This window comes from Tsuneonella troitsensis (assembly GCF_001441535.1).
Classification (GTDB): Bacteria; Pseudomonadota; Alphaproteobacteria; order Sphingomonadales; family Sphingomonadaceae; genus Tsuneonella; species Tsuneonella troitsensis.
On sequence record NZ_LMAU01000008.1, the window covers coordinates 1 to 21320 of the forward strand.

Annotated in this window: 21 protein-coding genes; 8 read left to right on the forward strand and 13 right to left on the reverse strand. The window is 67.0% G+C overall.

The annotated features are described in order from the left end of the window. Window positions 1-932, reverse strand: a 932-nt coding sequence (gene galE / locus AR323_RS14035) for a UDP-glucose 4-epimerase GalE (RefSeq protein WP_057884621.1), incomplete at its 3' end; no start/stop codon positions are given. Window positions 933-1058: 126 nt separating this feature from the next. Here galE and AR323_RS14040 point away from each other — a divergent pair. The 3 genes from AR323_RS14040 (at window position 1059) to AR323_RS14050 (ending at window position 3862) form a co-directional block, all read left to right on the forward strand. Continuing rightward, window positions 1059-1661, forward strand: coding sequence for a hypothetical protein (locus tag AR323_RS14040; RefSeq protein ID WP_057884622.1), 603 nt, complete (start codon window positions 1059-1061; stop codon window positions 1659-1661). Further along, a complete protein-coding gene (locus tag AR323_RS14045; protein WP_057884623.1) occupies window positions 1658-2818 on the forward strand; it encodes a M14 family metallopeptidase in 1161 nt (386 codons plus the stop codon). The genes AR323_RS14040 and AR323_RS14045 overlap by 4 nt, the downstream gene beginning before the upstream one ends. Before the next feature lie 108 nt (window positions 2819-2926). Continuing rightward, window positions 2927-3862: a HupA family protein gene (locus tag AR323_RS14050; RefSeq protein ID WP_152980374.1), complete on the forward strand. Its 936-nt coding sequence runs from the start codon at window positions 2927-2929 to the stop codon at window positions 3860-3862. Between the two features lie 4 nt (window positions 3863-3866). On the opposite strand, the gene AR323_RS14055 is transcribed toward AR323_RS14050, so the two are convergent. From AR323_RS14055 to AR323_RS14070, 4 genes are all read right to left on the reverse strand, one after another. Next, a complete protein-coding gene (locus AR323_RS14055) occupies window positions 3867-4883 on the reverse strand; it encodes a S66 peptidase family protein (RefSeq protein WP_057884625.1) in 1017 nt (338 codons plus the stop codon). Further along, window positions 4880-5296, reverse strand: a complete 417-nt coding sequence (locus tag AR323_RS14060; protein ID WP_057884656.1) for a cytidine deaminase — start codon at window positions 5294-5296, stop codon at window positions 4880-4882. The genes AR323_RS14055 and AR323_RS14060 overlap by 4 nt, the downstream gene beginning before the upstream one ends. Before the next feature lie 89 nt (window positions 5297-5385). Continuing rightward, a complete protein-coding gene (locus tag AR323_RS14065) occupies window positions 5386-6084 on the reverse strand; it encodes a glycoside hydrolase family 25 protein (protein WP_235510657.1) in 699 nt (232 codons plus the stop codon). 31 nt (window positions 6085-6115) lie between these two features. Next, window positions 6116-6610, reverse strand: a complete 495-nt coding sequence (locus AR323_RS14070; protein ID WP_057884627.1) for a UPF0262 family protein — start codon at window positions 6608-6610, stop codon at window positions 6116-6118. Window positions 6611-6727: 117 nt separating this feature from the next. Here AR323_RS14070 and AR323_RS14075 point away from each other — a divergent pair, with 117 nt between their 5' ends. After that, window positions 6728-8248 carry a replicative DNA helicase gene (locus AR323_RS14075; protein ID WP_057884628.1) on the forward strand — a complete coding sequence of 507 codons (1521 nt, stop codon included), beginning with the start codon at window positions 6728-6730 and terminating at the stop codon, window positions 8246-8248. Window position 8249: 1 nt separating this feature from the next. Here AR323_RS14075 and AR323_RS14080 read toward each other — a convergent pair whose 3' ends face one another. Continuing rightward, a complete protein-coding gene (locus AR323_RS14080) occupies window positions 8250-9401 on the reverse strand; it encodes a phospholipase D-like domain-containing protein (RefSeq protein ID WP_057884629.1) in 1152 nt (383 codons plus the stop codon). A gap of 92 nt (window positions 9402-9493) precedes the next feature. On the opposite strand from AR323_RS14080, the gene rpoZ reads away from it, so the two are divergent. The 4 genes from rpoZ to AR323_RS14100 all read left to right on the forward strand — a co-directional run bounded on the left by rpoZ (window position 9494) and on the right by AR323_RS14100 (window position 12837). Then, on the forward strand, window positions 9494-9838 hold the full coding sequence (gene rpoZ / locus AR323_RS14085) for a DNA-directed RNA polymerase subunit omega (RefSeq protein ID WP_057884630.1): 345 nt from the start codon (window positions 9494-9496) through the stop codon (window positions 9836-9838). 153 nt (window positions 9839-9991) lie between these two features. Then, window positions 9992-10723 carry a ParA family protein gene (locus AR323_RS14090; protein WP_057884631.1) on the forward strand — a complete coding sequence of 244 codons (732 nt, stop codon included), beginning with the start codon at window positions 9992-9994 and terminating at the stop codon, window positions 10721-10723. Beyond that, window positions 10687-11826, forward strand: coding sequence for a DUF3667 domain-containing protein (locus AR323_RS14095; RefSeq protein ID WP_123321923.1), 1140 nt, complete (start codon window positions 10687-10689; stop codon window positions 11824-11826). The genes AR323_RS14090 and AR323_RS14095 overlap by 37 nt, the downstream gene beginning before the upstream one ends. 126 nt (window positions 11827-11952) lie before the next feature. Further along, a complete protein-coding gene (locus tag AR323_RS14100) occupies window positions 11953-12837 on the forward strand; it encodes a tetratricopeptide repeat protein (RefSeq protein WP_083495473.1) in 885 nt (294 codons plus the stop codon). Window positions 12838-12852: 15 nt separating this feature from the next. Here the strand turns inward: AR323_RS14100 and ftsH are convergent, their stop codons facing one another. The 7 genes from ftsH to AR323_RS14135 form a co-directional block, all read right to left on the reverse strand. Next, window positions 12853-14802, reverse strand: a complete 1950-nt coding sequence (ftsH, locus tag AR323_RS14105) for an ATP-dependent zinc metalloprotease FtsH (protein WP_057884632.1) — start codon at window positions 14800-14802, stop codon at window positions 12853-12855. A 70-nt stretch (window positions 14803-14872) separates the two neighbouring features. Continuing rightward, on the reverse strand, window positions 14873-15856 hold the full coding sequence (locus tag AR323_RS14110) for a HupE/UreJ family protein (RefSeq protein WP_057884633.1): 984 nt from the start codon (window positions 15854-15856) through the stop codon (window positions 14873-14875). Beyond that, window positions 15853-16668: a peptidyl-prolyl cis-trans isomerase gene (locus AR323_RS14115; protein WP_057884634.1), complete on the reverse strand. Its 816-nt coding sequence runs from the start codon at window positions 16666-16668 to the stop codon at window positions 15853-15855. Before AR323_RS14115 ends, AR323_RS14110 begins: the two co-directional genes overlap by 4 nt. Further along, window positions 16665-18587, reverse strand: coding sequence for a DUF3604 domain-containing protein (locus AR323_RS14120; protein ID WP_057884635.1), 1923 nt, complete (start codon window positions 18585-18587; stop codon window positions 16665-16667). Before AR323_RS14120 ends, AR323_RS14115 begins: the two co-directional genes overlap by 4 nt. Window positions 18588-18679: 92 nt before the next feature. Then, window positions 18680-19486 (reverse strand): class I mannose-6-phosphate isomerase, encoded by an 807-nt coding sequence (locus tag AR323_RS14125; RefSeq protein WP_057884636.1) that lies wholly within the window; start codon window positions 19484-19486, stop codon window positions 18680-18682. Then, complete coding sequence (locus tag AR323_RS14130; protein WP_057884637.1) at window positions 19483-20514, reverse strand: mannose-1-phosphate guanylyltransferase; 1032 nt, start codon at window positions 20512-20514, stop codon at window positions 19483-19485. Before AR323_RS14130 ends, AR323_RS14125 begins: the two co-directional genes overlap by 4 nt. A 46-nt stretch (window positions 20515-20560) precedes the next feature. Beyond that, on the reverse strand, window positions 20561-21295 hold the full coding sequence (locus AR323_RS14135; RefSeq protein WP_057884638.1) for an energy transducer TonB: 735 nt from the start codon (window positions 21293-21295) through the stop codon (window positions 20561-20563). Between the last annotated feature and the right edge of the window lie 25 nt (window positions 21296-21320).

Here is a 21320-nt window from a genome sequence, read left to right on the forward strand (position 1 = left end):
GGCAGGGCATTCAATATCCTGGCGTTGTCCGCGACGAGGCAACCGGGATCGCCGGCGCGGCGCGGCTCGATCACGCGCGAGATATTGCCGCCGCTCACCCGGTCGACCGCATCGAGAACCTCCAGCACCGAGAAGCCCCGCCCGTATCCGCAATTCATCTGTAGAGAATGGGACGGCTGCGCGACCAGCGCCTCGAGCGCGTGAACGTGGGCTGCGGCAAGGTCCGACACATGGATGTAGTCGCGCACGCCCGTGCCGTCGGGTGTTTCGTAATCGGTGCCGAACACCGCCACGCCGTCTCGCTTGCCGAGCGCGGCCTCGACCGCGACCTTGATCAGATGCGTCGCCCCAGCGGTCGACTGTCCGCTGCGACCCAGCGGATCGGCTCCGGCGACGTTGAAATAGCGCAGCGCGCAATAGTTCATCGCGTGCGCCGCTGCCGTATCGGCGAGCATCCGCTCGGTCATCAGCTTGGACCAGCCATAGGGGTTGATCGGCACCTGAGGACAGTCTTCCGGAACGCGTTCGATACCGGGCACGCCATAGGTTGCGGCCGTGCTCGAGAAGATGAAGTGGGGCACGCCTGCCTCCACCGTCGCCTCGATCAGGGCGCGGCTCTTTGAGGTGTTGTTGTGATAATAGCTCAGCGGCTTCGCCACCGATTCCGGCACGACGACCGAACCGGCGAAGTGCATGACCGCGCGCGTGCCTTGCGACTTGAATATCCGCGCAAGCAGTTCCGCGTCCTCGATGTCGCCGTGAAAGAAAGGAACGTCGTCAGGCACGGCGAAACGGAATCCCGTCGCCAGGTTGTCGATCACCGCGACCGGATATCCTGCATCCCGCAGGGCCAGCACCGCGTGACTGCCGATGTAACCGGCGCCCCCGGTCACGAGCACGGGATAGGCGAGCTTGCTTTGGGTCGGGACCATCCGCCCGGACTAGGCGCGGCATGGTAAACAAAGCGTAAGCTCTCCGCCTCCGCTCCATTCATCGACCGGCCATGCGCCCTGCGCTATGGCTTGGAAATTATTGGGGCAATTTCGAAGAGACACGCGATGATGAAGGCAATTCTACCGCTGGCCGTGCTCGCGCTGGCCGTTCCGGCTGCCGCGACCAACGTGGCCGTTACGCGCTTCCACACGGCTGAATCCCTCGGTTCCGCAGCGCCCGGACCGATCGCGGTGCGCGCCGGCGCGGGGCTGGAAGCGGGCACGTTGCAATCGCAGATCTGGCTCGATGCGGTCGCCGCGGCGCTGGTGCGCCAGGGCTTCACGATCGTGCCCGATGCCGCGCGCGTCGCCGAAGTCACCCTGGACCAGGAAGTCATCCGCAGCGAAGCCGCGCGCTCGCGCAGCGGCGTCAACATCGGCGTCGGTGCGGGCTCGGGCGGCGGGTGGTACGGCAGGAGCAGCGGGATCGGCCTGGGGGTCGGCGTTGGCTTCAACCTGGGCGGCAAGCGCTCGGGCGAGGTCCTCGACAGTCGCCTCGCCGTGACGATCGTCGGTCCCGACGGCAAGCACGCATGGGAAGGCCGCGCCGATGCGAGCCCCCGCGCCACCTCCAAGGACGCGGAAAGCCGGCCACTCGCGACGGAAATGGCCGACAAGCTTTTCTCCGGCTTCCCAGGCGAATCGGGAGCGACTATCGGGGCGCGATGATTGCACCCGAAACCGGTTCCGCCTCCATCCGCATCGACGCGCAGTTCGACAGCGGGAACATCGAAGTCCTGGAGATAGACAGCGCCTCCGCGTGCCTTGCCATCCCGGCGGACCACAAGTCCGAATTCCGACAGTGGTTTCACTTCCGCGTGACCGGTGCGGCGGGCCGCGAACTCGTACTGCGGATCGTGGGCCTGGAAACCTCGGCTTATCCGCAGGGCTGGCCGGGCTACAACGCCTGCGTCAGCGAGGACCGCGATTTTTGGGGCCGCGCTGATTCGTTCTACGACAGGAATGCCGACGGCGGCACGCTGACCATTCGCTACACGCCGATGAGCGACATCGCGTGGTTCGCCTATTTCGCACCCTATTCGATGGAGCGGCATCACGACCTCGTGAGCGAGGCTGCGGCGAGCGAGGGCGTGACCTATCGGCACCTCGGTCACACGCTTGACGGGCAGCCGATCGACTGCCTGGAAATGGGTGAAGGCGAAACGCAGGTATGGCTCTACGCGCGCCAGCATCCCGGCGAATCGATGGCCGAATGGTGGGCCGAAGGCGCGCTCGAATGCCTGACCGATCCCGCCGATCCGGTCGCCCGCGCGCTGCGACAGAAGTGCCGGTTCCACGTCGTGCCCAACATGAACCCCGACGGCAGCCGCCGGGGCCACCTGCGCACCAACGCCGCCGGCGTGAACCTCAACCGCGAATGGCACGAACCCAGCCCCGACAAATCGCCCGAAGTCCTCGCGGTCCGCAATGCGATGGACGAAACCGGCGTCGATTTCGCGATGGACGTGCACGGCGACGAGGCGATCGCCGCGGTGTTCCTGGCCGGGTTCGAAGGCATCCCGTCGTGGACCGACACGCTGGGCGACAAGTACTATCGCTTCCAGCGCATCCTCGCGCGGCGCACGCCCGATTTCCAGACGGCGAAGGGCTATGCCGTGTCGAAGCCCGGCACCGCCAACCTGTCGATGAGCACCAACCAGCTCGCCGAGCGGTTCGGCGCCTGCGCGATGACGCTGGAAATGCCGTTCAAGGACAACGACGACCTGCCCGATGCCGCGCAGGGCTGGAGTCCGGAACGCTGCAAGCTGCTCGCCCGCGATTGCCTGGCGAGCCTGCTCGAATGGCTGGATGAGGAAGCCGAATAGCTTCGACGATTCGTCGTCCATGAATGATCGGCAAACCATCAGGTCGTCATCATGGTCAAGCATCGCCACAGATGAGATCGCACCCTCTGTTGACTGACGGAGGGTGCGATGAAATCTGCGCGGATGATCACATGGAAGGCCGGTGCTGCGGCCGCCGGACTTGCGCTGTTGCTGGCATCCTGCGGCGGCGAGGATTCGACCGGCTCGCCCCCTGCGGCAAGTGCCCCGACCCCCGCCCCCAGTCCCACGCCGTCTCCAACACCAAGCGCGCCGGCCACACCGGTGCCCCCGCCCGCCACCTCCGAACTGCCGCCCGGACCCTTCGGGATAACGGGCGACACCACCTTCGCTCTTCTGGGTTGGCAGAATCGCTCGAACGGAGCGGACGCCCCGCCGACTTTCAACCTGGCTGAAGAGAAAGGCTCGCTAGCCTGGTCGGCGAGCCTCAAGACCTATCGGATCGACCTGGCGGATCTCGCCAGCGGCAGGCTGGTCTATACGTTCGGATCGTCGCGCAACAACCTTGCCTTCTCGATCGTGCGTCCTGACGGATCGGTGGCGCTGGCCTATGTCAGCCTCATCGTAAGATCGGCCAATATGGGCGAGATATACTGGCAGACCGCCGACCTGGTGCAGCCGTTCATCTCCGCCCGGGCACTGTTCGGCATACCCGTACCCGCGGGCACTCTGCCGACCTCCGGCACAAGAAACTTCGTCACCGACCCCGTCGTCAAAAGCGAGATCGAGGTCGATTTCGCAGCCCGCAAGATCGGCGGCACCCTCACCACGTTTTTTCAGGACGCCTGGAGCGAAGGGCCGGTGGAGACCGCGACCCTGACGCCCGCGGACATCCAGCCCGACGGCACGTTCGTTGCCGAGATCGCCATCGCCGGCTCGGATCGGAAAGGCGAATTGCGCGGACGATTGTTCGGGGCTTCAGCCAGCGAGCTTGGGCTGTTCTTCAGCGCATCCCTGCGCGACGGCTATGGCGGTCGAACCGAATACCAGACCGTGTTGCGCTACGATGCCTGCACCACCTGCTGAGCGGTCAGCCGACGATCGGCGCCAGCAGCCTGATCGTCCGCGCGTCGGCGTCGATTTCCACCTCGGCGCCCGAGGGCAGGCTGAGCTGGTTCGCCACATGGCCCACGTTCGCCCCGGTGAATGCGGGCACGCCGAGCGGCGCGAGATACTGGTCGACGACCTGGTCCACCGTGAACCCGCCATAGTCGGGTTCGGTCGATGCGCAGCGGGTACACTGGCCGAATATCACGCCCGAAAGCCGGTCGAGCACGCCGGCGAGCCGTAGCTGCTGGAACATGCGGTCGACGCGGTATTCCGCCTCGTTCACGTCTTCGAGGAACAGCACCGCGCCGTTCATGTCGGGCACCCACGGCGTCCCCATCAGGGTCGAGAGGATCGTGAAGTTTCCGCCGAGCAGCCGCCCGCGCGCCCTGCCGCCGGTGATCGTCCGCCCCGCGCGGCCCGATTGCGCCTCCGCCTCGCCGCCGCCCAGCACCGCGGCCTCGCCCCCGAAGGCCAGCCGCCACAGGCTTTCCCAGCTCTGCCGGTACCACCCGCTAGTGGCATTCCCGCCGTGGATCGTCGCGTATCCCGCGCGCACCGCGAACGCGAGGTGGAGCGCGGTGACGTCGCTGTAACCGATCAGCAGCTTGGGGTTCGCGCGGATCACGTCCCAGTCGAGCAGGGGAAGGATGCGCGCCGCGCCCCAGCCGCCGCGGGTCGCGAAGACCGCCTTGACCTGCGGATCGGCATAAGCGGCGTTGAGGTCGGCTGCGCGGGCCTCGTCGGTCCCCGCCAGATAGCCGTGCCGGTCGCCGGCGTGCGGGCCGAACTTCGGCACCAGGCCCATTCCCTTGAGCCACCATTCGGCCCGGTCGAGGCCGTCGTCCGATCCCACCGCGCTGGCGGGTGAGACGACCGCGACGGTATCGCCCGGATTGAGGAAGGGCGGCTTGCCGGCGGGGCGCTCAGCGGCGCCCGCCGCATATGGGGCGGCGGCGAGCGCGCCGATCCCGCCGATCGCTCCCCTGCGATCGATCACGAAAGGCTGGCCGGACCGAACGCGTCGGGCAGCAGCGCGGACATGGTGGTTCGGCGCACCTCATTGGGTCCGACGCAGAGTATTTCGGGGTCCGTCCCGCCGAGCTGGGCCAGTTCGTTGAGCACCTGGCGGCACCGCCCGCACGGCGTGATCGGGTCGCCGCCCCCTCGATCGTCGGGGCCGGTCACGGCGACCTTGACGAGGCCGCCGCGCACCCCGTCGGCCATCGCCTTCGATACCGCGACAGTCTCCGCACAGAGCGCCAGGCCATAGCTTGCGTTCTCGATATTGGTGCCGGTCACCACCGATCCGTCGGCGAACAGCAGCGCGGCGCCGACCGGAAACTGCGAATAGGGCGAATAGGACTGCGCTGCGGCGGAACGGGCAGCGGCGATCAGGTCGTCGTCGGTCATCATTCCGGCCCTCTATCCCGCCCCGCCCCGTCTTGTCGAACGGCCATCGTTGCCCGCGTCATGCCTCGGGCGAATGGGCCATGGGCAGCCTACTTGCGGACGACCACCCAGCGCAGCGGTTCCTCGGCCGCGTCGGTCCACAAGGCTTCGTTCGCGGTCCACATGAGCCATGGCCGCGCGGCGTATGTCGGCTGGCGCCAGGTCCCAACCACCCACAAGTGCCGTTCGAGGCGCGAGGCGAGGCCGTAACGGTCCTCGAACGCCTGCGACACCTGCAGGATCGCGGGCTTGCCGGAGTGCGCCTCGATCTGGTTGATCAGCGTCATCAGTTCGCTCTCGACCTCGGCCTCGCCGACCGGTGCGGGGCATTCGTCGGCAATCCTGTCGAGCGCGATCGTGGGCGGCAGCAGGTCGCCGCCCCGCGGAACGATGACCACGAACCGCGCGCTCTGCCCGTCGGCCATGATGCACGGATCGAAGCGGTGGACCGCCCCCACCTTCAAGCCCGCCTCGCGCGCCGCCGAGAGATTGGCTGCGAACGCAGGGTCCCGGCGGTCGCCTTGGCTTGCCTCGAGGTACACGAACTGCGCGCCGAGCGCCTTCAGGGTCTTGAAATGGACTGCGCCGTCGCCGGTCGAAACCTCGGCCCCCTGGTCCGGATAGGACGCGAGATCGGGCGTCCAGTGGCGCAATTGCCACCAGCCCCACGCGCCGCCGAGCATCGCAGCGAGCGCCAGCACGCCGAGCGCACGCGCGCGCCAGCCGATGGTTTTCCGCTTCCTGCCCACGAATCGCGACCCCCGAAAATTCCAGCCCTGCCTAGCCCTTGATATGGAGCACGCAGATCAGGGTGAACAAGCGCCGTGCGGTGGGATGATCGGTTTCGACCTTTCCCTCGAGCCGTTCGAGCAAGAGGTCGGCCGCATCGTTGTGGATGGCCCGCCGGGCCATGTCGATTGTCTCGATCTCCGCCGGGGTCGCCTTGCGGATGGCCTGGTAATAGCTGTCGCAGATCGCGAAATAGTCGCGGATCGGGCGGCGGAAGCGGGCGAGGCCCAACACCAGCGTTTCCAGTTCGGTCCCATCGAGCGTGGCGATCGCCAGCGCCAGCCGCCCGTCCTGCACCGCAAGCCGCAGGTCGTACGGCCCGTCGTGCCCGGCCGCGACCGCGCGGACCGGCTTGAACACGTTCTCCTCGATCAGGTCGTAGATCGCGACCCGGCGTTCCTGTTCGACATCGGCGTTGCGCCAGAGGATCGTATCCTCGTCGAGCGCGATCTTCGCGATCCGCCAACTGTCTTTGTACGCGGTCATGGCCCGGCTGCCTTCGCAGATGCGGCAGGGGCGCGGCAAGGGGTATCCACAGCCTGTCCGCGTGACTTTTGCGCCAAGCTGCTTTCACCGCATCGCCGCTTCGCCCATGAGTGCGCCATGGCCGACACCAACCTTCTCCTCCGCCCGGAGGCCGCTTCCGATTCGCCCGTCATCCGCACGCTGCCCGCCAATATCGAGGCCGAGGCCGCGTTCCTCGGCGCCGTGCTGATCGACAATCGCGTGCTGGAGGACATGGCGACGCCGCTGCGCGCCCAGCACTTCTTCGAGCCGGTGCACCAGCGCGTGTTCGACCGGATCGTGACGCTGCTGGATCGCAACGCGCACGTCTCGCCCGTCACGCTGAAGCCCTATTTCGAGGCGGACGAGGCGCTGAAGGAGCTGGGGGGCATCACCTACCTTGCGCGGCTGACCGCCGACGGACAGGGCCTGCTCGCCCCGCGCGAGCTGGCCGAGCAGATCTACGATCTTGCCCTGCTGCGCGAACTCGTCAGCGTGGGCCGCACCCTGGTCGAGAACGCGCTCGACACCTCCGAATCGGTCGCCCCGATGGAGCAGATCGAAGCGGCCGAGGCCGCGTTGTTCGAAGTGGCCGAGGGCGCCGCGAGCAATTCGGAAGCCTCCACGTTCGGGATGGCGACCACCAAGGCGCTGCGGCAGATCGAAAAGGCGATCGGATCGGGCGGCCACATCGCGGGCACCACGACCGGGTTCGTATCGATCAACGACAAGATCGGCGGCCTGCACGATTCCGACCTCGTGATCCTTGCCGGGCGTCCCGGCATGGGCAAGACTTCGCTCGCCACCAACATCGCGTTCAACTGCGCCGAGCGGTTGCTGCGCGACACCCGCGACGGGATCGCTGACAAGGATTCGGTCGGCGCAGGCGTCGCGTTCTTCAGCCTGGAAATGAGCGCCGACCAGCTCGCCACACGCATCCTAGCGGAAACGGCAGGCATCTCGTCTTCCGCGCTGCGCATGGGCAAACTCTCGCGCGAGGAGTTCCAGCAGCTCTCGTTTGCCAGCCAGAAGCTCGCCGAACTGCCGCTCTACATCGACGACACCCCGGCGCTCACGATCGCGGCGCTGCGCACCCGCGCACGGCGCCTCAAGCGCAAGCACGACATCGGGCTGATCGTAGTCGATTACCTCCAGCTGCTTCAGGGGTCGGGGCGCGCGAACGACAACCGGGTGAACGAGATTTCCGAGATCAGCCGCGGTCTCAAGACCCTCGCCAAGGAACTCGAGCTTCCGGTTATCGCGCTGTCCCAGCTCAGCCGTGCGGTCGAACAGCGCGAGGACAAGCGACCGATGCTGTCCGACCTGCGCGAATCGGGATCGATCGAGCAGGACGCCGACATGGTCTGGTTCGTCTATCGCGAGGATTATTACGTCGCCGCGCGCGAACCCAAGGTGCCGCAGGCGGACGACGACCCCAAGACGCACGATGCGCACAGCGCCTGGGCGGCCGAGATGGAGCGGGTCCACGGCCTGGCCGAACTGATCATCGCCAAGCAGCGCCACGGCTCGACCGGCAAGGTGCGGCTGAAGTTCGAGCCCAAGATCACCCGCTTCTCCGACCTGGCCGACGACGGGCGCGGGTACGGCGGGTACGACTGAGTCAGAGCCCGAGGTTGAGCCTGCGGCTGACCGTGTAATCGACCACCGCGACGAGGAACCACGAGGCGTTCCAGCGGATGCGGTTGAGCAGTCCGGCGCGTTTCTTGTGCAGCGCCGGGGTGATGTGGGTCGATCCGGCCAGATGATCGTCGATGTGGCGGGACAGCCGCTCGGCGAGCGCGGCGTCCTCGATCCGGAGCATGACTTCGAGATTGAGGAACAGGCTCCGCATGTCGAAGTTGGCGCTGCCGATGTAGCTTTTGTCGTCTATGACGATCAGCTTGGTATGCAGCTTGGTCGCGGCGAATTCCCAGATCTTCGCACGCCGCTTGAGCAGGTAGTCATAGAGCGATCGGGTCGCGCCGATCGTCGCCCCGTTGTCGCTTTTGCCCGCGAGCACGAGCCGCACCCCGCCGCGCCGCGCCACGGTGCCGATCGCGCGCAGCGAGCGATTAGCTGGCGAGAAATAGGCCATGATCATGTCGAGCTTCTTCGCACCCGTCAGGTCGGTCCGGACGCATCGTGCCCAGCTTGACAGGCCGCGCGTCGGCCCGCCGATCAGCACCCGCACCGGGCCGCTGCCCGGGTCCCACTCGCGCACCATCCGGCGAACTTCGCGCCAGCTGTGCCGCTTGCCGTGTACCCAGGCGTCCAGCCGGTCGTACCAGCGCGACAGATCGCTCACCGCAGATCCTTCGAGCACCACGCCAAGGTCGACCCAGCCGTTCTCCTTCGGCGAGGCGAAATAGCTGTCCTCGACATTGAAACCGCCGATCATCGCCACGCGGTCGTCGACCACCACGATTTTCTGGTGGTTGCGGATGAGGTAGCGCTGGCTCCACTTGGCCGAAAAGCACGAGTAGCGGCCCCCGGCCTCGCACATCGGGGCGAAGAAATCCTCGCCCGCATCGGCGCCGAACCCGTCGAGCAGCAAGTCCACTGCCACGCCGCGCCGGGCCGCATCCGAAAGGGCATCGCGCACGGCGGCCCCGCTGACGTCCTTGGCGAAAATATAGAAGCACATCCGGATCGAGGTCTTCGCCGAGGCGATCAGGCCGAGCAGGGCCGCCAGCCGGTCGCGACCGGCCGGGTAGAACGTCAACGTATGGCCCTGTGCCTCGACGGTGAACGGCGGCGGTTCGGTGAATTCCATCGTGTCGGGCCTAGTGGCATTTTCTTGACTTGGCGACAGCCTGCCCCTAGTTGCCACGCTTTCCCGACACCCACGAATTACCGGAGTGCCACATGGCGCGCGTTACCGTCGAAGATTGCGTCGACAAGGTTCCCAACCGTTTCGACCTCGTCCTGCTTGCCGCGCAGCGCGCGCGCGAGATCTCGGGCGGCGCCGAGCTGACCATCGATCGCGACCGCGACAAGAACCCGGTCGTCGCCCTGCGCGAGATCGCCGAGCAGACCGTGGTTCCCAAGGAACTGCACGAATCGGTCGTGGTCGGCCTCCAGAAGATCCTGCCCGACGACGAGGACGAGGCGGACGAAATCGGCAGCCTCAGCCAGTCGGCCGAAGCGCTGCGGATCACCGCTGCGGCGCCCGCCCGCCAGACCTCCGTCGGCGGCGACTACGAAGGCTGATCGCTTTCCTCTTCAGCGCAAGCAATCGAGGCCGCCCCACGGGGCGGCCTTTTTTGTTCGTGACGTGACCGGAACGCGACCCTGCGGCGACACCCCTTCCCGCTTCGGCATCGAGATGCGACATACCGTCCTGCGGAATGTCGCGGGAGCGAAATGGCGGTCATTGCAATCTACAGCGTGAAAGGCGGTGTCGGGAAGACGACGCTGGCGGCCAACCTTGCGTGGTGTTCGGCGACGATCAGTTGCCGCCGCACCCTGCTGTGGGACCTCGACGCCGCGGGGGGAGCCGGCTTCCTCCTCGGCATCGAGCCGCACGCCAGGCGCTCTGCCGGCGCTGTGATCGCCAAGGCGACCGATCCGGCCCGACTCATCCGCAAGACCGGCTTCGCCAATCTCGACCTCCTGCCGACCGACGAATCCATCCGGGCGATCGAGGCCCAGCTCACCACGCTGGGCAAGCGCAAGCGAATCGCCAAGCTCGCCGCGCAGCTCGGCAAGGATTACGAGCGAATCGTCATCGATTGCCCGCCGGTGCTCGGCGAGACGAGTGCGCAGGTCATGCGCGCGGCCGATGTCGTCATTGTGCCGCTGCCGCCCTCGCCGCTGTCGGCACGCGCTTTCGACCTGGTGGCCAGGGAGGTGAAGGCAAACGCCGATCCACACCCTCCGATCCTGCCGGTGCTTTCGATGCTCGACCTGCGCCGATCACTGCACAAGGCCGCGCGCGATGCCAATCCCGACTGGCCGGTGATCCCCTACAGTAGCGCGGCAGAGCAGTGCGCGGTGCAACGTCAGCCGGTGGGGGCGTTCGCTCCCGGAACCCCGGCCGCCCAGGCCTTTGCCCGGCTGTGGACGGCGATCGAGCGCAAGCTCGCGAAGCGGTAGTCCGCGCCGCGCGGTGGCGCTATGATCCGGCGATGGCAGGGGAACTGACGGACTTCGCAGAGGGCGCGGGCGACGCCGGCACCGGCGCGGTCGTTGCGGGGGCGATCGAGCACGAGCGCGCAGGCACCGACGCCGGCGGGCATACGGCCGAAGGCGCTTGCCTCAACTGCTCGACCACACTGGTCGGCCCGCATTGCCACGTATGCGGACAGCGCGCGCACGTGCACCGGACGCTGGGTGCGTTCTTTCACGACCTGCTCCACGGCGTGCTGCATTTCGAGGGCAAGACCTGGCGCACGGTCCCGCTGCTCGTCTGGCAGCCGGGCAAGCTCACCCGCGAATACATCGACGGCAGGCGCGCACGCTACGTCAGTCCGATCGCGCTGTTCCTGTTCGTCGTTTTCCTCAGCTTTGCGCTGTTCAACGCCCTGGGCGGATCGCTCGGTCGCAACGTGCGGGGCCTCGATGAAGCGAAGGCCGCTTATGCCGAGAACGAGGCGCGCATCGGGGATCTGAAGGAAGAGCAGGCGAACGCGCCGCCGGGTCGCAAAGAAGGTATCGAGGCGGAGATCGCCGCGCTCGAGGACGATCAGGAGAAGCTGAGTGCGGTGATCGGCGTCGTCCAGGCCGATGTCGAGGATGGCCTGGAGCAAGGCTTCAGCGAAAACCCGATCCCCAGGGAAAGCGCGCTGGGAAGGGTCGTCGAGCAAGTGCGGGACAACCCCCAACTGGCGATCTACAAGGCGCAGACCAGCGCCTACAAGTACAGCTGGATGCTGATCCCGCTCAGCGTGCCGTTCGTGTGGCTGCTGTTTCCGTTCAGCCGACGGTTTCGCGGATATGACCACACCGTGTTCGTCACTTACTCGATCGCGTTCATGATCGCGCTGGCGGCAGTGGCCAGCGTCCTGTTCTGGGCCAACGCGCCGTCGGCGGGCGGACTGGTGCTGCTTTACGCACCGTTTCATATGTATCGACAGCTTCGCGGGACCTATTCCCTCACCCGGTTCGGAGCGATCTGGCGGACGCTGATCCTCGGCACGCTCGCGTGGGTCGCGATAGGCCTGTTCGCCGCGATCATCAGCTGGATGGCGGGCTCATGATCCGCCGCCACGGTATGCCCGATTGTTAGCCGATCGCGCGCCTGCGACCTTCCCGAACCGCCCGAGCGCAATTGCGGGATCGCTGCGGGACTGTAAGGTAGCGCGAGAGGACGGGAGGACTGGCAATTGGCGATCGGCAAGGGCGGGATCATCGCGGCGGGCGCACTTGTGCTCGCCAGCGGGGCAATTGGCTATCGCCTGACGACCGGAGACGGAGCACCTGCGGAAAGTGCGGTTGCCGCCGATCCGTTTGCGATACTCGAGCAGGCGACCCGGGACAGCCCCTACGATGCCGGCGCATGGCAGCGCCTGGGCGTCGCCTACTACGATGCCGGCCGCTTCGCCGATGCCGCGCATGCCTATGGCCGAGCAAGCGAGGCGGACCCGAAAAACGCCGCCTTGTGGTCGAGCCTGGGTGAAGCGCTGGTCATGGGCAGCGAGCGCGAATCGATGCCGGACCCCGCGCGCGCGGCCTTTGCCAAGGCGATCGCGCTCGACCCCCTGGATCCGCGCGCGCGATATTTCTCGGCCATGGGCAAGGACCTCGATGGCGATCACGAGGGCGCGCTCGACGACTGGATCGCCTTGCTGGCCGACACGCCCCAAGGCGCGCCGTGGGAAACCGACCTTGTCCGAACGATCGACCAGGTCGGCAAGATCAACGGCATCGAAGTCGCATCGCGTATGGCCGCGACAATGGGCAAACGTCCCGCCCCGGCATCCGCCGGGTCGGTGGCCATACCCGGCCCTTCCAACGAGCAACTCGCTGCGGCTGGCAGCATCCCGCCGGGCGAGCAGCGCGCGATGGCCGAAGGAATGGTCGCCAAACTCGAAGCGCGGCTGGAAACCGATCCCTCCAACATCGACGGCTGGATGATGCTGATCCGCAGCCGCAAGACGCTGGGCCAAGATGCGGCCGCGGCCAGCGCGCTGACCGCCGCGATCGCCGCCAATCCTTCCCGCAAGTCCGAGCTGGAGGCCGCGGGCCGCCAGCTCGGGATCAGTCGCTAGCCAAGCACAAGTCGCTCAGGAAGCGGCGGGCGCTTCTCCGCCGAAACGACGTCCGGCCTTGGGAATGGCCGATCCGCGCACGGGCTTGGTCGTAGGCGCGCTCGGCGCATTCGGGCGGTCGATCTTGCCGCTGTCGAGGAGCTCGCGGATTTCGTCGCCGGTCAGCGTCTCGTATTCCAGGAGAGCCTGGGCGAGCAGGTGAAGCTTGTCCTCTTCACCCTTGAGCACCTCGGTCGCACGGTTGTGGGCGCTCTCGACGAGAGTCTTGATTTCCGCATCGATCAGCTTGTTGGTCTCGTCCGAGCCCATCGTGCGCTGGCTGCCGCCGTAGCCAAGATAGCCTTCCTGCGTCGCTTCGTACTGAAGCGGACCGAGCTTGTCGCTCATGCCCCAGCGGGTCACCATGTTGCGGGCCAGCGAGGTGGCGTACTGGATGTCGCTCGACGCACCGCTCGATACCTTGTCGTGGCCGAAGATGATTTCCTCGGCGACGCGACCGCCCATGCTGACCGCAAGGTCGGCGTGCATCTTGTCGCGGTGGTACGAGTAGTTGTCGCGCTCCGGCAGGCGCATGACCATGCCCAGCGCGCGGCCGCGCGGAATGATCGTCGCCTTGTGGATCGGATCCGAAGCCTTCTCGCGCATCGAAACGAGCGCGTGGCCCGCCTCGTGATATGCGGTCATCTTCTTCTCGTCGTCGGTCATGACCATGCTGCGGCGCTCGGCGCCCATCATGACCTTGTCCTTGGCGTCCTCGAACTCCTGCATCGCGACCAGCCGCTTGTTGCGGCGCGCGGCGAGCAGGGCGGCTTCGTTGACGAGATTGGCGAGGTCGGCGCCCGAGAACCCGGGCGTGCCGCGCGCGATCGTGCGGGCGTTGACGTCGGGCGCCAGCGGCACCTTCTTCATGTGCACCGACAGGATCTTCTCGCGGCCTTCGATGTCGGGGATCGGCACTACGACCTGGCGGTCGAACCGGCCCGGACGCAGAAGCGCGGGGTCGAGCACGTCGGGGCGGTTGGTCGCCGCGATGATGATGATACCCTCGTTCGCCTCGAACCCGTCCATCTCGACGAGGAGCTGGTTCAGCGTCTGCTCGCGCTCGTCGTTGGAGTTGCCGAGGCCGTGACCGCGATGGCGGCCCACCGCGTCGATTTCGTCGATGAACACGATGCACGGCGCGTTCTTCTTGGCCTGTTCGAACATGTCGCGCACGCGGCTGGCGCCGACGCCGACGAACATCTCGACGAAGTCGGAGCCCGAGATGGTGAAGAAAGGCACGCCGGCCTCACCCGCGATCGCGCGGGCGAGCAGCGTCTTGCCGGTGCCGGGCGAGCCGACCAGCAGCGCGCCCTTGGGAATCTGGCCGCCGAGCTTCGAGAAGCGGCTGGGATCGCGGAGGAATTCGACGATCTCCTCAAGCTCCTCGCGCGCTTCGTCGATGCCGGCGACGTCCGCGAACGTCACCCGTCCCTGCTTTTCGGTAAGCAGCTTGGCCTTCGACTTGCCGAAGCCCATCGCGCCGCCCGCGCCGCCGCCCTTCTGCACCTGGCGCAGCGCGAAGAACGCGATGCCGAGGATCAGGATGAACGGGAGCGACTGGATCAGGAGATAGAGGAATACGTTGGGCTGCTCGGCTTCCTTGCCCGAATAGGACACGCCCGCGTCGTCGAGCATCTTGGGCAGGCTGGTGTCGCCCGCAACCGGCGTGGTGGAGAACGTGTCGCCGTTCGTCATCGTGCCGGTAATCTGGTTCGGCGCGATCTGGACGTCCTTGACGCTGCCGGCCACGACTCGCTCGCGGAATTCGGAATAGCCGATCGCCGAGCCGGGGGCTTGCCCCGCCTGGCCGAACATCGAGACGACGAGCAGAAGGGCGAGGAATATCCCGCCCCAGACCATCAGGCTCTTGACCCACGGATTGCCCCCGGGGCCGGGTCCTTGCGGATTGTTGTCGTCGTTCATGTCGATGAACCGTCCTTTCCTCCATGCAAATGTAGGCGCACGGGGGTGAATGGCAAGATAACCGACCGCGCTAAACGACGATCCGGTCGATCAGCCAGTACGATGCGGTTATCCCGATGGCATAGGCGGCGACCCGGACGGCCGGTTCGACCATCCGCGCGGCAATGCGGGATGCCAGCGCGAGAACCGCGATCACGACTGCCACGACGAAGAGCTGGCCCGCCTCCACCCCAAGGTTGAAGGCGAGCAGCGCGGCAGGCACTTCGCCGTCCGGCAGGCCGATCTCGGCCAGCGCACCGGCAAAGCCGAACCCGTGGAACAGGCCGAACGCGAAGGCGATCGCCCACGGAAATCGCAGCGTCAGGCTTGGCCGATCGCGACCGCGGACGAGTTCGACCGCGAGGAAGACGATCGAAAGTGCGATCACCGCTTCGACAGGGCGCGGCGGCAGGCCCACGAGACCCAGCGTCACCCCGGCGAGCGTCAGCGAATGCGCCACGGTGAACGCGGTCACCGCTCCCGCGACGGCCCAGCCCCTTCGCACGAGCAGGACGAGCGCGATCACGAACAGCAGGTGGTCCCAGCCCATCAGGATGTGTTCGACCCCGATCAGGCCGTAAGTCCGCCACACCTGACCCGGCGCGGCCTCGGCCTCAAGCTCCACGATGGATGCGGAAGGTGTGAGCCGGTAGCTTTGGACTCCGCCCGTAATGGGCGCCACGCGCAGCAGCACGTCGCCGCCGCCCACGATGTCCTCGAAGCCGGCGGTGCCGCCGGCAATCGGACCGTTACAGGCAAGCTCCGCATTGCCGACCAGCGCCAGCGCCGCGACCCGCCGGTGCGGCCCGTCGACGATGCGGCAGTTGTCCGGCACCTTCGGCATCACCAGCTGCGGTTCGCCCGCGCGGACTAGCGGCTGCTTCCATCCGAGAGTCCAGGTTACCGCGTCGCGCTGGCGCAGTTCGACGTATCCCGGGCGCAGTTCGTCGGCCGATGCTCGTCCGCCGCCCGCCGCCGCAAGCACCAGCACGAGCAGACAGACGAGCCACCTCACCTGGCGACCTTCACCGTGTAGGCATCACGCAGGACCTTGTAGGCCGCATCGGTGCGCGAGCGGGCGGTTTCGGCGCGCCAGTCGCCTTCTACGCGATTCCGGATGGCCGCGAGCGGCGGCAGCGTTCCGGCCTCGCGCGCGGTCAGCCGGACCAGGTGCCAGCCGAGCGCGCTTTCCACCGGCCCCTGCCACTGCGGCCCGACGGGCACCCGCCCGATCGCGCGTGCGAAATCGTCGCCAAACTCCCCTGCTACCACCGCTTGCGAGGCGGTGCGAAAATTCGCCGGAAGCGAAACGGGATCGCCCACGCGCGTCCAGTCCGCGCCTCCGCCCAGCAGCGTCTTGCCGACCACGGCGCGGCTGCGATCGGTGAAGTAGATATGCTCGAACGTCAGCGTCATGTCCTGCGCGAAGCGTTCGGGATGGTCCTGCAGCCATTTCTGCAGCGCCGCGTCATCGGGGCTTTCCGCGTCGGCGGCGCTCGCGGCCAGCGTATCCATCTTCTGCGCGAGCCGCTTGCGGATCACCGCATCGCCGTCGTCGAGCCCGAGTTTCAGCGCCTCGCGGTATAACACTTCTTCCCGCACCCAGTTGGCGATTACCCCGTCGAGTTCGGCATCGGTCGGCGGGCGCCCCATCACGTCGGCGAAACCCGAAGCGAGGCGCGCTTGGTCCTCGCGGGTGAGCGATATCGTCCGGCTCGACGGATCGTCGGCCGCCCCTTGCCAGCCGAGCACCACGAAGATCGCCGCGCCGGCCAGCAGGAAATGGACGAGCGGCTCTCGCGCCCAGCGCTTCCAGTCGAATTTCAAGTTCGGTTCTTCCCCACCAGCCAGATGGGCGAGCTGTAAGCGCGTTCCTGCGAAACCGAGTTGTTCATAATTTCCTTGGGGAGGGTGAGCTTATAGCGCAGCGCATCGAACAGCACCCAGCGCGGCGTGGGAATTTCGATCACGCGCACATAATAGAACGCGTTCTGCCCGGCCCGGTACTCCGGGTCGGTCCACCGCACGCGCAATTGCCGGACGCCGATCGTGTTGGTGTAGGTCGCCTTCGCCCGGTCGACGGTATCGCCGACCGGCGGCACACGACCGCCCGCAAGGCGCCGGGTGGCCGGATCGGACCAGGCCACCTCGAACACCTTTTCCTGCGTGGTGCCGCTGGCATCGATCCAGCCCTTGACCACCTGCACCCGGTCGAGGTTGGCGCCCTTGGGGTCCTTGAGCGCCTCGATCATGAACACCGGCGGTTTGCCCTCGTCGACCAACTCGCCGCCCATCGGCACGCCGCGACGATAACCGTTCGCGACCCAGCCGCGCGCATCGAAGTCCTCCTCGCTGAAGTCGAAGCCGCCGAACATCCGTACCGTCATCCGCGGGCCGGTCGTGGCATAGACCTCGCGCCGCATCATCGCGTCGAAAATTTCGGCACGGGTGTTTGCCCGCGCCCAGACGCCGGCATATCCGCTCGCAAGGTATTGCCATCCGAACCGGCCTTCGCGCGTGCCCAGGTTCTGCGCCTCCGCCGCCCGGCCCGCGCGCGGTTCGTTGCCGGTATGCTTGCCGTAGAAGTTGTCCTCGTCCCCGGTGGCGAGCGCGGTATGGCTGTCGGTCGATCCGATCAGGCCGAAGCGATAGGGGTTGGCGCCGGTCTGCGCCTCGATCGTCAGTCCGCGCTTCAGCGCCTCGCGCACATAATTGCCGCCGAACATGTCGGGGGTCGCCCGGCGCGTGAGGGGGAGGTTGCCCAGCTCCCAGCCCGCCACGCCGTAGCTGGCGAACTCGTCGTTGGGAGACAGCAATCGGTGCGCTTCGCTGTCGCCCTTGATCTGGGTCACCTCGACCACCGGCTCCCACCGCGCGCGCTTGCGGGCGTACTCCGCGGTCATCGGACCGCCGCCCGGCATCGTCAGTTCGAACATCAGTCCGTTCGACACGTTCGAGTTGTGGGGGATCGCCAGCGCCCGCCCCCCGGTCTTCTTCTCGTATGCCGCCATGTAGTCCCACAGACCGTCTACCCCGCCGCTCAGGCCGGGATAGGGGCGGACCTGCTTGGTCCGGGCGCTGCCGTCGCGAAACATGACGACGCGGTGCAGGTTGTTGCCGTCGGGCATCAGCGTGTATTCGAACCCTGCGAGCGCGGTGAACTTGCCCGGCTCGTTGAAGCGATCGATCGTATCGAGGTGGCGGGTCCAGATTTCCTCGGTCGCCTTCGCCTGGTTCTCCGGATCGCGCATCGCCTCGGGGAGCTCACCGTTAGAGGCGGCGGTGATCAGTTCGGCGATCGCCCGCTGCGACTGGCGCGGCCCCTCGTGCATCATGTCGTGCCAGCGGCGCAGCGTCGCGTCGCGGATCAGCAGCCGCGGTGCGTCGTAGAGGCGCCTGGTCGAGCCGAGCCCGTCGGAGTGATCGGCGATCAGCAGGAAATCGAGTGGCCGGTCGAGCTGGGCCGGCACCCCCGTCGTCGCGGTGATCTTTTCCCCGCGCGCGAAACGCAGCGCCTGCTCGGGCCCGAGGCGAACGCCGAAGCCGAACGCGTCGATCGAATTGTCCGTGTGCAGGTGGGTGTCGCCCCAGAACACGCGCTCGGGATATTCGGCGAGCGGCACCGTTCCCGTCCCGTCACCCCTCGCCGCTTCGCTCGCGCTCCCGGCACCGGTCACGGTCATGTCGCAGGCCGACAGCGACAGAAGCAGTCCTGCCGCCGACAGCGTCCGTATCGATCCCCCCATGACTATCCCCCAATTCCCGCACCCGGTTGCAAGGTGCCACGGAATGGTTGGGGGTCAAGTGTTGGCCGGCACAGGCACCGAATAGCCCGAGGTCAGACCGGCTGCGCGATCAAGGCCTTGGCGCCCGGGGCCAGCCGCACGTCGCCGAGAGAGGGTAGAATCGCGCACGTCCCTGCGGCGAAAGTGTGACCCTCGGCGATCACCGCACCGTCCAATGGAACGACCAGCAACGGCCCTCCGGAATAGCGTTCGGCGATGTCGGAATCCGGTTGTCCATCCAGTCGGTCGAGCCTGAAATGCGGACCTTCGACCAATCGAACGTGCCCGGTCGCGGGCAGCGACCGGCGCAGAGCGGGTTCATGTGGAGCACCGCAGGCCACGGCAATCGCCGCGCCCAGGTGCAGCTCCCTTGGGCGCCCATAATCGTACAACCGGTAAGTCACATCCGAATTTTGCTGGATTTCGACCAGGGACACACCCGCGCCGATCGCGTGCACCGTACCGGCGGGCAGATAGACGAAATCACCCGGTGAGACGGTCCGCCACGCAAGCAGGCTCTCGATCGTACCGTCCGAGGCGGCCGAACGGATCGCTTCGGGCGAGACATCGCGCGCAAACCCGACCGCCAGTTGCGCATTCGGCTCTGCCGCCATCACCAGCCAGCATTCGTCCTTGCCGCGGCATCCTTCGGGCGCATCGCTGTCGGAAGGGTGCACCTGCACCGAAAGCTTTTCGTTCGTGAAAAGGTATTTCACCAGCAGTTCGGGCAGTTCGGGCGGCGGCTCGAACCAGACTTCGCCTATGCGCTTGCCTGCGGGAGCCACGAACGGCGGCGGTAGGGTGTCGCGCCCCCAGACTTTTTCGACGACGCGCGTTTCAAGCGTCCTGACCACCGTCATTGGTTCGCCGCTCCGGGAAGCTTGCCCACGAGCTGCGCTCCGTGCGCGCTGGTCACCAGTATTTCATCCCCGTCGACCACGACGATCACGTCGTCGAGGCCCACGACCGAGACGCGCGGGCCGTCCGTATCGATGAGCACGTTGCGGCAATCGAGCACATCGGCACGCCCGCGCACCCGGTTGCCATTCGAATCACCCGTCCGCGCATCGCGCAGCGCTTCCCAGTTGCCGACATCGGACCATCCCATGTCCACCGGCACCACAGCTGCGCGCGCGGCATTCTCCATGACCGCGTAATCGACCGATTCGCCTGCGATCGCACCGAATGCGTCGGCACCGGGGTGGAAGTGCGCTCCGTCGCGCATGCCCTCGTCGACGGCGCGGAGGATCAGGGCCGCCATTTCGGGCCGGTGCGTGCGCAGTTCGTCGAGAAACGCCCCAGCTCGAAACGCGAAGATGCCCCCGTTCCAGGCATATCCGCCTTCCGTCAGGAATCGTTCGGCGAGCGACCGATCGGGCTTCTCGACGAAACGATCGATCCGGTATCCCTCCGCAAGAGGTTCTCCGATGCGGATGTACCCGAAACCGGTTTCCGGACGGTTGGGCGCGATTCCGAAGGCGACCATCCAGTCGTCCACCGCAAGTCCCGCGGCGGCCACGGCAGCTGCAGCGAAAGCGGCACTATCGGCGATGTGGTGATCGCTGGGACAGACCAGCATGATCGCATCTGCCGGCAAGAGCCCCGCAGCGAGTGCGATCGCTGGTGCGGTGTTTTTGGCCGAAGGTTCGACGACGATCTGCACGTTTTTGCCGGCCTGCGCGACGATGGCGGGGACATGCGCGGCCCCCGCGACGATGATCGGTTGGCCGAACGGATGCCCCCCGACCCGGTCCAGCGTGGCCTCGAACAAGGTGCGTTCCCCCACCAGCGGCAGGAACGGCTTGGGCATGGCTTTGCGGCTGCGCGGCCACAGGCGCGTGCCGCTACCGCCGCAAAGAACCACCGGAATGATCGGATTATCGTGCATCAGGCGCAGGCACTTAGCATGCAAATGCTACCGGCGAGCAAAAACCTCAGAACCAGCGCTGCCGCCAGTAAAACGGCGCGGCGACCGGGTTTCCGGCACTGTCGGTCGCAGGCCGGAAACGCAGCCGTTCGACGACGAGGCGGCAAGTGATGCGGTCGGCTTCCGCGTCGGGGCTTGGCCGGAACACGCTACAGTTGCTGGCACGGCCGTCCGTTCCGACGGTCACATGAACGATCACTTCGGTCCCGACCCGCGCCTGGCGCCCGCCCGGCGGCGTGGGGTAGTCGCGGGCGTTGTTGATCCCGCCGCCGACGTGAACCGGCTGGGTGGCGATACCGCCGCCCTGCCCGCTTCCTTCGTTGCCGCTGCCCGTCCCGGTGCCCGTGCCGCCCGCACCGGTCCCGGTTCCGGCATCGCTGGCGCCCGACGTGTCTGCGGTTCCAGTGGAACTGGCCTTGGGCGCAGGGGGATTCGGCCGGATCGCAATCTTTGGCTCCGGCGCGGAAGTCGGCTTGGGGACCGCTTCGACCCCCTCCTCTCCCGAAGCCCCCGCGTCGGGCTCAGGTTCCGGGGGCGGGACATACTGCTTCGTTTCGACCGTCACGGTGAAGGTCGAGAGCACCGCCCTCTCCACCGATGCGGTCGCGTTCGGCGCGAATGCCTTGGCGAGGCCGTAGAGCGCGGCGACGTGCAGGAGGAGGATGAGCACCAGCGTGCCCGGCTTGGGGCGGCGGCGCGCGCTCGCAAAGTTGTCGTTCGTCGCAGATCGAAGGTCCGCCATGGCGGGATCAACGCTGCCCCCGCAA